We start from the raw sequence: 14,564 nt of genomic DNA, 5'->3' as shown, positions 1-14,564 counted from the left end.
GAACTTTATGAAACGTGGAGAATTTTATTTGCTCGTAGTGTTGTTTCTTATGGGGGCATTCCTTTCTGTAGCTACTGAAGATTTCTTTTCTCTCGAGAATCTGTTTGATTTGCTCGTGAGCTATTCTTTTGTAGGCATTATGGCTACCGGTCTGCTTGTTGTCCTTATATCGGGTGGTATCGATATTTCTTTTACGGCGACAGCTACAGTGGCCCAATATGTGGTGGCTATGTATATTATCAAACATGGTGGAAGCTGGTTTACTGCTTTTGCCATGGCTGGAGCCATTGGTATAACTTTGGGAGCGATTAACGGTCTGCTTGTTCACTATTTAAAGGTTTCGGCCATTATTATCACTATTTCTACCCTTAATATTTTTTATGGATTGCTTATTTTTATTACTAAGGGTAAATGGCTGTATGATTTTCCTGAGTGGTTTGTGAATGGGTGGGAACTCTTCAGATTTCAAAGTAGTTCGGGGAATATTTATAGCCTTTCCATGCCAATAGTGGCTCTTATAGTAGCCTTTGCCGTTACTGCATTTCTATTAAATAAAACTGTTTTAGGACGTGGAATTTACGCTATGGGCGGTCATCAGGAGGCTGCCAAACGCATGGGGTTCAATATATTAGGTATCCATGTTTTTGTTTATTGTTATATGGGTTTGGTAGCGGCCTGGGCTGCTATTATCCAGGCTCAGGTAGTTCAAACAGTAGCACCGAACTCTATTGTGGGGCGAGAGCTGGAAGTTCTGGCAGCTGTTGTTCTGGGGGGAGCTAATTTAGCAGGTGGTGCAGGGTCTTTGCTAGGGACCTTTCTGGGTGTAGCTTTAATTGCGGTGCTTTCCAATGGATTGACGCTCCTGGGGGTTTCATCCTATTGGCATCAAATTGTCATCGGTTTTGTGATTCTAATCAGTGTTAGTGTTACCGCTTGGAACAGCAAAAACAAGGAGCGGAAGGGAGCGGATATTGATGTGGAAGCGTGATCCTTTACTTCGTAATTTACTTTTGCTTCTCATCGTGCTGGTAAGTGGCTTTTCTCTAGTTCTTCATGGCCAATTTTTTAGTATGGCAAATCTTCAGTCTATGGCCTTTCAGCTCCCGGAATTAGGCATTCTTGCTATAGCCATGATGATAACTATGGTGAGTGGCGGTATTAACTTATCTATTATTGCTACGGCGAATGTAGCGGGAATATCGGCAGCGTATATACTCACCTCTATGCTCCATGAAGGTATATCTGCCAGTGGTATGGTCTTCGTTATTTTGCTTGCTTTTAGTGCGGCTCTTTTCGTGTCCTTTATAGTAGGAGCTATTAATGGATTTGTTGTCTCTTATATAGGGGTATCTGCTATTTTGGCCACATTAGGGACCATGACTGTCGTAGAGGGACTAAGCGTTTTGATCACCAAAGGATCTGTTATTTCTGGGTTCCCCGCTCCGATTCTTTTCATTGGAAATGGAACTATCGCAGGTATTCCTGTTCCTCTTTTTATCTTTGCCTTTTGTGCGATAGTCGTGTCTATATTTCTCGAGAAAACACCTTTTGGCGTGGGTGTGTATATGATAGGTTCAAATATTAAAGCTACAGATTTTTCTGGAATAGAAGTAAAAAAAGTCCTTGTAAAGGTTTATATCCTTTCAGGTATATTGTGTGGCATTGCAGCTCTTATAATGATTTCCCGTTTTAATTCGGCTCGAGCGGGATACGGTAGCTCCTATCTCCTTGTAACAGTATTGGCTTCTGTCCTTGGAGGTATCAATCCAGATGGAGGTTTTGGGAAAGTTGCGGGGCTTGTGATAGCTCTCGTGGTTTTACAGGTTATATCCAGCGGATTAAATTTGTTGGGCATGAGTGCTCACTTAGCTATAGCTTTGTGGGGAGGAATCCTTATATTTGTTATCTCTTTAAGCGTTTTAAAAGATAAATTTTCAAAACCACAAGCTAAAGCGTAGAGAAGAAGGGGGCATTTCCATGGGGTATTTAATAGGTCTTGATATAGGGACGTCAGGGACGAAAGCCATTCTTCTAAGCGAAAAGGGGCAAATAGTGGCTTCCAGTCATGCCGAGTATGGAGTGGACCAACCGAAGCCTTTATGGGCGCAGCAGGACGGGGAAATTTGGCTTGATGCCACATGTAAAGTTCTTCGTGATCTTCTCTTTGTAGGAAGGGTTCCTCTTGCAGACATTGTAGGTATGGCTATTAGTGGGCTTTATGGTGGTTCCGGTATCCCTGTCGATAGTCAAATGAATCCTCTGGCGCCTTGCCTTATTTGGATGGACCGACGCGCCTCTCGTCAGGTGGAATGGGTTAAAGAACACGTACATTTGGAGCGTCTCTACGAGATCACGGGCAATACAGTGGATTCCTATTACGGTTTTACTAAGATGATGTGGGTACGTGACAATTGGTCAGATGTATGGCAAAAAACGGCTGTTTTTTTGCCTCCCAACGCTTGGGTTATATATAAACTCACTGGGGAAGTAGCTATCGATTATTCATCAGCTGGAAATATCGGTGGTATTTTCGACCTCGGGAAAAGAGGTTGGTCTGACGAAATGTGTTCTATCTTAGGGGTTCCTGTATCCAAGCAGCCTGAACGTTTAGTAGCTTCGTCAGATATAGTGGGAAAGCTCTCTCCAGAAGGAGCTGCTCTTACGGGGCTTCTTGCTGGGACTCCTGTTGTAGCTGGTGGCATAGATGCAGCGGTAGCTACGTTAAGCGCGGGAGCTTTTGAGGAAGGTAATCATGTAGCCATGGTAGGAACATCTATGTGCTGGGGGTTTATTACCGAAAAGGCGAATCTCACCGACCGATTGATCAGTTATCCTCACGTTTTGGATCCTCTTAAAAAGAATTACACTTTTGGAGGAGCTGCTACAGCTGGTGCAGTTATTCAGTGGTTCAGAAATAATTTTGGAACTCTTGAATTGGAGACCCAGAATCGTCTCGGAGTCAGTGCATATTCTTTGCTGGAACTTCAAAGTCAGGATGTCCCTGCTGGTTCAGATGGCCTCGTATTTCTTCCGTATATGATGGGCGAGCGTTCCCCTATTTGGGATAGCAGTGCCCGTGGAACGTTGATGGGGTTGAGCCTTTATCACGGCAAAGGTCACATATATCGAGCCTGTATGGAAGGGGTTGCTTATGCCCTTCGTCATAATATGGAGAGCATCTTAGGAACGTCTGTGAAGCTTGATCCAGAAATGGTTCTTGTAGGCGGCGCGGCGAAATCCTCCCTTTGGACATCTATTTTTGCCGATGTAAGTGGTTATCCAGTGAAAGTCCTTCAAGAAGATGTAGAAGCTCCTCTTGGAGATGCCCTATTGGCAGGTCTTGGTACGGGTGTTTTTGACAGGCCAGAAATCTTGAAGGAGTGGCTACATTTTAAAGAGCCCGTCTATCCAGTAACTGAACATACGGAAGTTTATAATGAGCTGTACTCTGAATATAAGGCAGTTTATCTGGGGTTGCGAGATTCCATGAAGCGCCTTTATAGTGAAGGTAGAGAAGAATAATCAAAAGCGGTGTTTGGGATGTGAAGTGCGCTCAAAAAGTTGGACATAGAATCCAGCAAAAGGGGTGCTGAACAGATGTCCCAGCACCCTTTTTTTATATAACAAATTACATATCCGTTCTCTTATATAGTGGCTCAAAATCAGGTTGTGTTTGCAATTGCCTTTCGTAATCATTAAGAACTTTTACTACGACTCCAGAGAGCAAAAGAATGCCAACAAGATTCAATAAAGCCATTAATCCATTAAAAAAGTCTGCCAACTCCCATACGAGTGGTACAGAACTTACGGCTCCAAAAATAATCATACCTAAAACGGCGATTCGATACGAAAAAAGCAAAGGTCCCTTTTGTGCTTGCGGGAAAAGGTACATTAAATTACTTTCACCGTAATAGTAATTTCCAAGAATAGATGTCCAAGCAAAAAAAGTAAGGGCAATAGCGATAAAAGCTGGCCCCCAAGAACCTAAAGCTGTTTTAAGAGAAAGTTGCGTCAACTCCACTCCAGTTTCGCCACTGCCGAGCTGTCCAGAAATAAGGATAAGAGCAGCTGTAGCAGTGCAAATAATAATAGTATCTGTAAAGACACCTATCATGGCTACAAAACCTTGGCGAGCTGGATGTTTTACGTCTGCTGTAGCGTGGGCATTGGGGGTGGATCCCATCCCCGCCTCGTTAGAGAAAAGCCCTCGAGCCATACCGTAGCGGAATGCTTGAGCCACTGTATGCCCGAGTATACCTCCTGCCACTTGTTTTATTCCAAAAGCGCCTTTGAAGATAGTAACTAAAATGGCGGGTAACTGCTGTATATGGATAATAACTACTACTAAGGCAATAAGAATATAGAACAAAGCCATAAATGGAACCACGACCTCCGCTACGTGAGCTATCCGTTTTAGTCCACCGAAAATAACAACAGCAGTGAGGCCAGCTACGACAATTCCCAAGTAGAGTTCAATGTTTCCTCCTTCTTTTACATTAGAGAAAAAAGCTCCTCGCAATCCGGCAACAATAGAATTACACTGAACGGCGTTAAAAACAAAAGGCATAGCGACAATAATGCTTATCGCAAAAAGGACTCCCATCCACCGTTGTCCTAACCCCTTTTCCAAGTAATAAGCAGGACCACCACGATATGTGCCATCTTTATTTTTGACCCTAAACAACTGGGCTAGAACGGCCTCTGCAAAAATAGTTGCCATCCCGACAAGGGCGGTTACCCACATCCAAAAAACAGCGCCAGGTCCTCCCGAAACAAGTGCTGTTGCAACACCTGCTATGTTGCCAGTACCTACTTGGGCTGCTAGTCCTGTACATAAAGCCTGAAAAGACGTAATACCACCCTCTTCTGACCTCCTGCTCCCAAACAATACCTTAAAAGTGTGCCTAAAATGGTGGAATTGTGGAAATCCTAACCGGATACTATAAAAAATCCCAGTTCCCAGAAGAAGCCACGTCATAAGCTTCCCCCAGAGAATTCCATTAGCAAATTTAACTACTTCCATCAACACAAGAAACACCTCCATATGTATAACGTTACTGTAGTGCCTTCTTAAGGGAACCTCCTTTGCTTTTATTCGATAAGAAATATGTATGCACAACATAAAGTCAAAATTCAAACTGAGGGTTGATAATAACACCTGTTAAGTTGTGGAACAAGATCGGAGGAGATAATGGCGGGCATTTTTCGAGGTGTACCCCAAATGCCAGCGTTGCGTCTGACATTTGGGGTGCTGAATATTTTTTCTATGTCAACCTAATAATTTTTTCCCTATTTCGGTTAAATCTAGCTCAGAGAGTTTTTCTTTAGTCGGGACCCCTTGACTATCCCAACCTTTTATTTTATAAACCAGCTCTAAAAGCTTGTCTTGATCGACGACTTGTCCTTTCCCTGGTCCATCTGGCGCTGGCCCAGTACTAAATCGCTGAGGGAGATAGTCGTCTTTTTTCGAAAATCCCTCGCGAATATTGAAAAGCCGCTCTATATTGATAACTCGTTCGCTTGCTTTAAACAAGTCTATATAGCTGTACTTTCTTCCAGATCCATTGCTAAAAAGCTCTGCCCATGTCCTTCCTTTTACGGCTAGGGTAATACTAGCGAACAAGCATACGCCAAGCAAATTTGTGGCCATAGAGAGCTCTTCAAAAGGCTTGAACCAATCTTTGTTTTCTTCGCTGAATGGATCTACACGTTCGGTAACGCCAAGTTCTTCTTCCAGGTAGCCGAAAGCATCGAAAGTAGCACCATATGGGCGTAAATGGTCTGCCCCTCGTGGAGAAAGCATATGAGATAGAGCTTCTCCCTTACTGCTTCGCACTCCATCTGCGGCCATTTCTTGTCCTTTCACGTGCATAACATATTTCTCTGCGTCCCCTCCGATACTTTGTGCAGCTCTGAGAGATCCCTCTCCGAGGAGTGTGGCAAAAGTACCTTGCCGCCTAGCAATGCGTTCTACTATCTCCACAATAGCATCGCTGTTTCCCCATGAAAGAACAAGTCCGTCGGTTTTGTTTTGATCGATAATTCCTTTCTCATACCACTCCATGGCCGTGGCTATTACTTGCCCTGTCGAAATAATATCAAGGCCGAGGTCGTTTGCAATATAGTTTGCGGCAACGATGGAGTAGAGGTCCTTATTTCCCAGTTTTTGCCCAAATGCAGCTAATGCCTCATATTCAGGTCCCGATCCGGAACGACCCTCATATTTCCCTTTTGGAATGCGCGTGAGGCGAACACAGCCAATTGGACAGTTGTAACATCGATCCTGTTTTACCTCCAATTTTTCATGGTAGGCTTTATGTCCGAGACTATCGTTGAAATTCGTTGTGGTTCGTTGCCAGTTATAAGCTGGTACAAGACCAAGGCTGTTCATGGCATCAAAGAAAGAAGGGGTACCATATTTCATAAGCTCTTCCCGAATAAAGGCTTCATTGTGAAGTTCTTGTATGGCTTTTTTTACAGCGTTATTAAATTGGTCATTATTATGTATTTGCGTTCGTGCTTTTGTTCCATAAACAGCAATTGCTTTAAGCTTTTTCGCCCCCATTACAGCACCGCCACCCCCTCTTCCGGCAGCATGTTCGTTCCCAACCATTATGGTTGCAAAGCGCACAAGCTTCTCTCCTGCCTCGCCGATACATGCGATTTCTGCTTCGGGATTCCCCAGTTCTTGACGGATTATTTCCGTCGTTTCCTTTGTAGTTTTCCCCCAAACTTTTTCTGCAGAATGCAGGGTGATCTCATCGTTATTGATTGAAAGATATGTTGGATTTGGAGTTTGCCCATGAACAACAAGCATATCGAATCCCGCCCTTTTGAGCTGGGGGGCCCAAGCTCCTCCCACATTGGAAGCTCCGATGGTTCCTGTAAGGGGAGACTTGAACATAACCACAGTTCGGCCACAACAAGGGGCCTTTGTATCAGTTAAAGGGCCACATGCAAAAAGAAGCTTGTTTTCTGCTGATAGACCATCAATTCCTTTAGCTAAAGATTCAGCAAGATAAATAGCTCCAAAACCTTCTCCTCCAATATAGTTTCGGACCCAATTCTCGGATAAAGGAACTGACCATATTTCCCCATTTGACAGGTCTACATGTAGAATTTTCCCAGCATAGCAGTCAAACATATAGTTCTCCCTCCTTAGTTTATAGTAAGGGATTCCTTTCCAAACGCGGGAGGCGCAGCAGTTTCCCGCTACGCCCTATAGGCTTGAAGCCATGTTCTCTATAGAATGCAGGCTATCAAGCTCGGGATCCTTTCTTCTCGCGGGAATATATATGTATTTTATCCTGAATATTTAAACTTTTACAAGTATCCATTGCATCAGACATGTGATAATGCTGTTTATTTTTTTACTTTCAGGGATATTTCAAAAAATACTACTATGAAATAGAGCGATAAAAGATTTTCTTGATAATTTCTGCACTGAGGGTCATGCACATTATAATGACAAAAAGTGTCCATAAAAGAAAAGAGGGAAGAGGAGAAAAGCCGAAGAGTGTGGCAAGGGGAGTAGCGGGGAAAAGAAGAATAAAAAAGAGTACACCTATTGTGGCTATAAGAAGTTTGAAACCAGGTAGAGATTTGAAAAAAGGTCTCCTGCTCCGTACAACCAATACGACAAGGCAAGCCGAAGCTATGGATTCCAGAAACCACCCAGTTCTGAATTGGGAGATTGGAGTATGGAAAAAGAACAAAAGAATTATAAAGGTAATGTAGTCGAAAAATGAGCTCATAAGGCCAAAAACGACCATAAATTTGCGAATGAAAGATATATCCCATCGTTGAGGCTTTTGGATGAGTTCTTTATCCACGTTGTCCATGGCAATAGTCATCTCTGGTAGATCTGTCAACAGGTTCATAAGTAAAATTTGTTTGGGTACTAAAGGAAGAAAAGATAAGAAGAGCGAGGCTCCAGCCATACTGAACATGTTGCCAAAATTAGCACTCGTGGCCATAAATATGTATTTCATTGTGTTTGCGAATGTTCGTCGTCCTTCTATAACGCCTTCAGAAAGTACGGCGAGGCCTTTTTCAAGAAGTACTATGTCAGCGGCTTCTTTGGCTACATCTACTGCTGTATCTACCGAAATGCCGACATCTGCATTATGAAGAGCTGAAGCATCATTTATTCCATCTCCCATAAACCCTACACTGTTCCCGGATTTTTTGAGGGCCATAATGATTCGTTCTTTTTGATTCGGCTCTACTTCTGCAAATAGAGAGCATTGATTGGCAAGGTGGAAAAGAGCTGCATCACTTATTGATCGAAGGTCAGCACCAGTTATAACGCGAGGTGCAATAATGCCCACTTGTTGCGCTATGTTTTTGACTACATGTGCATTGTCTCCGGAAATAATTTTTAAGGAGATGCCTAGTTCAGAAAGTTTTTGGATGGCTTGAATAACTCCATCTTTGGGAGGATCGTAAAACGTTAAAAAACCTATAAACGTCATGTTTTTTTCGTCTTCTTTTGTGAAATGTATCAAGGAACCAATGTTTTTAATGGCTACGCCTAGAGTTCTTAGCCCCTGAGAGCTTAATTCGTTATACAATTCTATAATAGAAGGCAAATAAGACTCTATAGAAAAGGTGTTTTTCTCATGTCCCATATCTATAGAGCTGCAAATAGAAAGAATTGAATTCACAGCTCCCTTGCTGACAATAAGGTTTTGTTCGTTATATTCCAGAAGTACACTCTGCCTTTTTCTAACAAAGTCGTAGGGTACTTCGTCGTATTTTTGAGCTTCTTTATATGAGATGGGGTGTGCGTTTTTTATTGCCGTGTCAATAGGATTATTGAAGCCTGTTTCTAATGCTGAGTGCATGGCAGCTACGTGCAAGACATACTCTGAAGGAGACCCATCTGGTGCAAGGGCGGTATGAAGCCGTACATTTCCTGCCGTGAGTGTTCCGGTTTTATCACAACAGAGGATGTTCATGCTTCCAAAATTTTCTATAGCTGAGAGTCGTTTGACGATAACCTTACTTTTTGCCATTTTTTTAGCGCCATTGGCTAAATTAACGCTTACTATTGCTGGAAGAAGCTGAGGAATGAGGCCTACAGCCAAGGCGAGAGAGAATAAAAAAGAGTCTAAAACAGGCCTGGAGAGTAAAACATTGAAAGCAAAAATAAGAATAACAAGCAATAATGTAACCTCTACTAGAAAATAGCCGAAACGTCGGATCCCTTTCTCAAAATCTGTTTCTATGGGGCGGATGCGGAGTTGTTGGGCAGTCTTTCCAAACTCTGTTTTTTTGCCTGTATTTACGACGATCCCTCTTCCTGTGCCGCTAATGACGTGAGTGCCCAGGAAAAGGGTGTTTGTTCGCTTGTTCAACGAAGTTTGCGGGGCCAAAAGGAGGGGGATTTTTTCTATAGGGTATGTTTCGCCAGTGAGGGACGCCTCATCTACAAAAAGATCTTTGCTTTCGATGAGAAGACAGTCTGCTGGAATAATATCGCCGGCGGACAGTAAAACAACGTCTCCGGAAACAACTTCCTCTAGGGGGATATTCGTTGGCTCTCCCTGTCGTATAATTTTCGTTTTTATTTGAACCATTGCTAAAAGTTTAGAGGTAGCTTCCTGTGCCCCTTTTTCTTGTTGAAAAGATAAAAAACTGCTTGTTAGCACAATCGCTAAAATTATAAGGGCATCAGAAGGATTATGAAGGAAAAAAGAAATGCAGGCGGCGCAGATGAGAATAAATACGATAGGGGTTCGTAACTGAGCCCAAAAAAGTCGAGTCAGTGTATAGCTTTTTTTAGCTTTAAGTACGTTAGTTCCAAGTTTTTCTCGCCGTTTTTTTGCTTCTTCCCACGAAAGGCCGGTAGGTTGCGTTTCAAGGGCTTTAAAAGCAGTCTCAACACTCCAACTCCAATAGGCATTAGGATCTTCCATTGGATACCCTCCCTTCTTTGTTGCTTCAAAGGTATATTTCCCTCACAACGCAAAACGATGAAGTGCAGAGTATCTCTAGTATTGTAGTCTTTTAACCTAATCCCCCCCTATGTCCGAAGGTAGATGGCATAGCTACGTAGAGTGTCTCTGTATTGTAGCCTTTTAGCTACGTAGAGAATAGGCTGGAGTATAGTTTTGGCAGAAGGGGAAGAAGTAAAATAAAAATATTTTTCTCAATATTAGGGCCTAGATTAAGAACAAAAATAGTTAAGAATTTTCTGTTTAGTTGCATCATGCTAGATTCATGATACAAATTGATATCCTTTTTGTATATTAATAATATCTCGTAATAAGGAGGCTGCGGCTGATGTCGTTCCAGAAGCCCCTCCTATTATCGTGAGTTCTCCCAGCGAGTCAGATATAAATCGCACGGCTTTGTTTGTTCCGTTGACTGCGTAAAGAGGATGAGAAGAATCTATAGTTTCAGATTGTACTGATAATATCACGTCGTTTCCGGTTTTTCTGGCTTTCCCTATTAATTTGATTCGTTTTCCATCTCTGCGCACCTCTTGTATTTTCCCCGCAGAAATGGTTGTGATCCCTTCAACACATATATCGGAGAGTTTTTTATTTTCTCCCATCAATACATTGACAAGAATTAATAGCTTTATTGCAGTATCCCATCCTTCTACATCTAAAGTGGAATCTGTTTCAGCTATGCCCATTCCTTGAGCTTTCTTAAGAGCGTCTAGATAAGAGGTTCCATTTAATTCCATCTCTTGAAAAATGAAGTTAGACGTGCCATTTAAGATACCCTCTATAGATGATATAGAGGCCCCAGCCATATCGAAAAGGCCAGCATTAATTACAGGAAGAGCCCCTCCAGTGGTGCACCCTATAGCAAATTGTACGTGGTTCCGTTTCGCCATGACGTACAAATCTCTATAAGCGAGGAGAACTGGCCCTTTGTTAGCCGTAACGACATGAATTCCTGAATTGAGGGCTTCTGCGATATGGGTTAACCCAGGTTCCCCTGTCTCCTTATTGGTAGGCGTAGCTTCCACAAGCAAATCCACATCTCGTCGTTTTATAAGGGATTGAAAAGTTATGGCAGGATTGAAGATGAGACTTGAGGAATTAGTGATACCCAAAGGATCATATACTCCGCCTTGACTGCGGATAATGTAGGTAAGAGAAATAGAAATATTTTTCCGGTTCAGTTCCTCTTTTTTTTCTTCCAGAAGGCGAGTAAAAGCTTTCCCTACCCCTCCAAAACCTATAAGAGCAATACGCATGCACTAGCTCCCCCTATCTTCCCCGATTGTTTTTACGTTAACATAAAAAATGGGAAAATCCTAGAAATTATCTCTCTTAAGGTTCTATTGGAAGATAAGACAGATTAATATACAATATAGACGACATAGAAAAAGAAGGGGGGCTATATATGTATAATCGTAGGGGAATGCCGATGAATCCTTATTTAGCTGGAAGTTTGGCAGGAGCGCTCTCTGTCCTATCCACATGGTTTACTGGAAAGTATTTTGGAGCATCGACTTCTTTTGTAAGATCTGCCGGTTTTGTGGAGAAGATTTTTAGCCCTGAGAAAGTAGCCCAAATGCCATATTTTATGAAAGAAATCCCCCAAATAGACTGGCAATTTATGTTTGTTATAGGTATCTTCCTTGGTTCTCTTGTAAGCTCTCTTTTTACTAAAACGTATAGAGTGCAATGGGTCCCCATTACATGGCGAGATCGTTTCGGCAAAAGCTCGTTACGCCGTGCTGTTACCGCTTTTGTAGGAGGTATTATAGCCATGTTTGGAGCGCGACTCGCAGATGGCTGACCGAGTGGTCACGGACTGAGCGGTACGCTTCAGTTAGCTGTTAGCGGATATGTTGCCCTAGCCCTTTTCTTTGGAGCAGGAATTCTTGTTGCTCGTTTATTATATGGGGAAGGTGACAGGTTGTGAAAACAGAGCTTGTTTTGGGGTTGCTGACGGGTTTTATTTTTGGCATATTGCTTCAGCGATCTGAAACTGTTCGTTATGACAGACAATTAGGTGCCTTGAAGCTGAAGGATTTTACCATTTTGAAGTTTATGCTCTCTACTATTACTGTGGGTATGATTGGGACTTATTTTTTATTTGACCTTGACATAGTTAAGCTATCTATTAAGCCTACTGTTTTGGGGGCTTTGCTGCCCGGAGGAATTTTATTCGGAATAGGATGGGCTCTGCTGGGATATTGTCCTGGCACGTCTCTAGGGGCTATTGGAGAAGGGCGACTTGATGCTATTTGGGGAATTTTAGGAATGTTATCAGGTGCAGCTCTGTATGCTGAAGCGTACCCTTTTTTGCAAAGGACGATTCTCGTCTGGGGTGATTTGGGGAAAATAACAATTCCCCAGATTCTAGGTACAAGTCACTGGATTATTATCGGTATATTTGTAGCCCTTGTTTTGATTTTTTTCCGATACATAGAGAGGAAGGGGTTATAAAACCCCTTCCTTATAAAAAGCTAAATTTAACGTAAAGCTCTAAGCCTCTTGACGTGCTGCTACAGACTGAGTTTTATCCTGTGTAATGGTACCGTCTGCTTTTCTCCAGAAAATACCTATGCCAGCAAATGTCATAAGGAAAGCTACGATAGGATTTAGCCAGTTGAAGAAGGCGTAGGGCATAAAAGTGAAAGATCCTACCCCGAGCACATTGCTCATGAAGGCTCCACAAGCTGTCCAGGGGATGAGAGGGGAAGAGATAGTGCCGCAATCCTCCAAAGTTCTTGAAAGCATACGAGGAGCAAGTCCCATCGCTTCATAAGCGGGTTTGAAAGTCCTTCCCGGAACGATAATGCCGAGGAATTGATCGCCAAGAAAGAAGTTGCTGAGGTAACTGGAAATGAGAGTGATTCCCACAAGAGAGTGTACGCTTTTGAGATATTTGCTGAGATGGGAGAGGATGCTTTCGAGAAATCCGCAGCTTTCCATAATGCCTCCAAATGAAAGAGCGCAAACGATGAGAGAAATGGTCCACATCATGCTGTCAAGTCCGCCTCGAGTTAACAGATCATCAACAGCCTTGACTCCAGTTTCAGATTCATATCCATAATGGACGATGGAAATAAGGTCTGATATTCCTTGTCCCTGCATGAAGAAGGCTGTGAGACAAGCGAGAAAAATTCCAATCATAAGAGAGGGGATAGCGGGCCACTTTTTCCAAGCGCTTACTATAATAAAAATAGGCGGGATTAACGTAATAATATTGATTTTATATGTCTGAATCATTGTATTAGAGATGATAGCTATATCCTCTAAGTTTCCTGTATCTCCACTAAAACGAAGGCCAATAACGATATAAATAATAAGAGCTATGATGTATGTAGGAGCTGTGGTCCAGACCATGGCTCGAATGTGGTCAAAAAGTTCACCGCCAGCCACTGCTGGGGCTAGATTCGTCGTATCAGAAAGAGGCGACATTTTATCTCCAAAATAAGACCCAGAAATAATGGCTCCGGCTGTCATGGGGCTGGGGATACCAAGCGCCCCGCCTACCCCCATGAGGGCGATTCCTACTGTTCCTGCGGTAGTCCAGGATGTTCCGGTTGAAACAGCAACAATAGAACAAATAAGCAAGGTTGCAGCAAGAAAGTATCTAGGTGATAGTAATTTTAATCCATAATAGATAAGAGCAGGAACTGTTCCCGAAGCAATCCAGCTTCCTATAAGAAGGCCAACAAGCATAAGGATAATAATAGGTATAAGCGCTAATTGTATGCCATTCACAATGCCGTTTTCTACATCTTGCCATGTTTTCCCGAGGAAAAACATAGCTACGGCAGCACAGATCGTGGCGGCAATGACCATGGGAATATGAGCATCAACGCCTAGTTTCATAATGGAAAAACCAATGACGAATGCGCAAAGGGCAAATGTGCCTAACGATAGACCAAGTGGAGCGAGTTGTTTTTCTTTGACTTCTTTTGATTTTTGAGTCATAAGATCCCCCTCCTATTTTTTAGATTACGTAATAAAGCACACATGAAATCATGTCACTGTATGCATCATAGTGTCTAGATATATAATATGTCAATAAGATTCGTGAAAATATGCTTTGAAAAAATTTTTAATAAACGCGAGGATAAAAGAAGAAAGAGCAATAATGATCGGCACTATTAGTAAGGACATGATTGGTTCCGCTATGTAAGGAGACTCATAGGACTGTATTTTTAGTGGGAGATATTCTGACACACATGCATGTTAAAAAGGTTCTATGACAGAGGGACCTTTGGAAACCCCAGTAGAATTTTATAAATGTATAGTATTATTGTTAGATAAAAAGTTGACCAATATTGTAATAAATTTTAAAATAAAATATCAATAATTTGTACTTTATTTAGCAAACACTATTGACATGTTTGCTCATCGGGAGTAAAATTTTACTATACTTGTTTGATAGGGTATAAAGGTTTTGAGTGGGATACAAGAGGTGATTGTAATGTCCTTATTTTTAATTTTGGCAAGTTTGGCGGTAGTATTTTTCCTTTCTATGTCGGACGGTTCGGTAGAAGCGTAGGGTTTTGTTTAAAGTGATATTTAAAGCCAGGGATTTTTCCCTGGCTTTTTTTATTATATTAAGGGGGGAATATA

General features: G+C 42.2%; 10 protein-coding genes and 1 riboswitch. Of the genes, 5 read left to right on the top strand and 5 right to left on the bottom strand.

Annotated elements, in window-relative coordinates:
• Positions 1 to 37: 37 nt before the first annotated feature.
• Genes K360_RS0108390 through K360_RS0108380 form a run of 3 tightly spaced genes read left to right on the top strand, consistent with a single transcriptional unit; the run spans position 38 to position 3,522 of the window.
• A complete protein-coding gene (locus K360_RS0108390) occupies positions 38 to 988 on the top strand; it encodes an ABC transporter permease (RefSeq protein ID WP_245587107.1) in 951 nt (316 codons plus the stop codon).
• A complete protein-coding gene (locus K360_RS0108385; RefSeq protein WP_024822718.1) occupies positions 975 to 1,958 on the top strand; it encodes an ABC transporter permease in 984 nt (327 codons plus the stop codon). Before K360_RS0108390 ends, K360_RS0108385 begins: the two co-directional genes overlap by 14 nt.
• Before the next feature lie 19 nt (positions 1,959 to 1,977).
• Positions 1,978 to 3,522 (top strand): FGGY-family carbohydrate kinase, encoded by a 1,545-nt coding sequence (locus tag K360_RS0108380; RefSeq protein WP_024822717.1) that lies wholly within the window; start codon positions 1,978 to 1,980, stop codon positions 3,520 to 3,522.
• A gap of 106 nt (positions 3,523 to 3,628) precedes the next feature.
• Here the strand turns inward: K360_RS0108380 and K360_RS0108375 are convergent, their stop codons facing one another.
• The 4 genes from K360_RS0108375 to K360_RS0108360 form a co-directional block, all read right to left on the bottom strand.
• Positions 3,629 to 5,023, bottom strand: coding sequence for an alanine/glycine:cation symporter family protein (locus K360_RS0108375; RefSeq protein ID WP_169728671.1), 1,395 nt, complete (start codon positions 5,021 to 5,023; stop codon positions 3,629 to 3,631).
• A 246-nt stretch (positions 5,024 to 5,269) separates the two neighbouring features.
• A complete protein-coding gene (locus K360_RS0108370) occupies positions 5,270 to 7,144 on the bottom strand; it encodes an aldehyde ferredoxin oxidoreductase family protein (protein WP_024822715.1) in 1,875 nt (624 codons plus the stop codon).
• A gap of 16 nt (positions 7,145 to 7,160) precedes the next feature.
• A riboswitch (molybdenum cofactor riboswitch) is annotated at positions 7,161 to 7,283 on the bottom strand.
• A gap of 117 nt (positions 7,284 to 7,400) precedes the next feature.
• On the bottom strand, positions 7,401 to 9,920 hold the full coding sequence (mgtA, locus tag K360_RS0108365; protein WP_024822714.1) for a magnesium-translocating P-type ATPase: 2,520 nt from the start codon (positions 9,918 to 9,920) through the stop codon (positions 7,401 to 7,403).
• A 302-nt stretch (positions 9,921 to 10,222) separates the two neighbouring features.
• Positions 10,223 to 11,215: a homoserine dehydrogenase gene (locus tag K360_RS0108360; RefSeq protein WP_024822713.1), complete on the bottom strand. Its 993-nt coding sequence runs from the start codon at positions 11,213 to 11,215 to the stop codon at positions 10,223 to 10,225.
• 149 nt (positions 11,216 to 11,364) lie between these two features.
• Between K360_RS0108360 and K360_RS10785 the strand changes: the two genes are divergently transcribed.
• Complete coding sequence (locus tag K360_RS10785; RefSeq protein WP_245587101.1) at positions 11,365 to 11,763, top strand: YeeE/YedE thiosulfate transporter family protein; 399 nt, start codon at positions 11,365 to 11,367, stop codon at positions 11,761 to 11,763.
• Between the two features lie 122 nt (positions 11,764 to 11,885).
• A complete protein-coding gene (locus K360_RS0108350) occupies positions 11,886 to 12,416 on the top strand; it encodes a YeeE/YedE thiosulfate transporter family protein (protein WP_024822711.1) in 531 nt (176 codons plus the stop codon).
• A gap of 39 nt (positions 12,417 to 12,455) precedes the next feature.
• Here K360_RS0108350 and nhaC read toward each other — a convergent pair whose 3' ends face one another.
• Positions 12,456 to 13,913 carry a Na+/H+ antiporter NhaC gene (nhaC, locus tag K360_RS0108345; protein WP_024822710.1) on the bottom strand — a complete coding sequence of 486 codons (1,458 nt, stop codon included), beginning with the start codon at positions 13,911 to 13,913 and terminating at the stop codon, positions 12,456 to 12,458.
• Positions 13,914 to 14,564 lie beyond the last annotated feature (651 nt).

Source organism: Aminobacterium mobile DSM 12262, from assembly GCF_000526395.1.
Taxonomy (GTDB): Bacteria; Synergistota; Synergistia; order Synergistales; family Aminobacteriaceae; genus Aminobacterium; species Aminobacterium mobile.
The sequence above is the reverse complement of the archived record's forward strand: the minus strand, read 5'-3'. Positions and strand labels throughout refer to the sequence as shown.

What these genes read in the sequence shown, in the direction of transcription:
- K360_RS0108385 (WP_024822718.1), top strand. Translation starts at nt 975, where the DNA reads ATGTGGAAGCGTGATCCTTTACTTCGTAATTTACTTTTGCTTCTCATC.
- K360_RS0108380 (WP_024822717.1), top strand. Translation starts at nt 1,978, where the DNA reads ATGGGGTATTTAATAGGTCTTGATATAGGGACGTCAGGGACGAAAGCC.
- K360_RS0108375 (WP_169728671.1), bottom strand. Translation starts at nt 5,023, where the DNA reads ATGGAAGTAGTTAAATTTGCTAATGGAATTCTCTGGGGGAAGCTTATG.
- K360_RS0108370 (WP_024822715.1), bottom strand. Translation starts at nt 7,144, where the DNA reads ATGTTTGACTGCTATGCTGGGAAAATTCTACATGTAGACCTGTCAAAT.
- mgtA (WP_024822714.1), bottom strand. Translation starts at nt 9,920, where the DNA reads ATGGAAGATCCTAATGCCTATTGGAGTTGGAGTGTTGAGACTGCTTTT.
- K360_RS0108360 (WP_024822713.1), bottom strand. Translation starts at nt 11,215, where the DNA reads ATGCGTATTGCTCTTATAGGTTTTGGAGGGGTAGGGAAAGCTTTTACT.
- K360_RS10785 (WP_245587101.1), top strand. Translation starts at nt 11,365, where the DNA reads ATGTATAATCGTAGGGGAATGCCGATGAATCCTTATTTAGCTGGAAGT.
- nhaC (WP_024822710.1), bottom strand. Translation starts at nt 13,913, where the DNA reads ATGACTCAAAAATCAAAAGAAGTCAAAGAAAAACAACTCGCTCCACTT.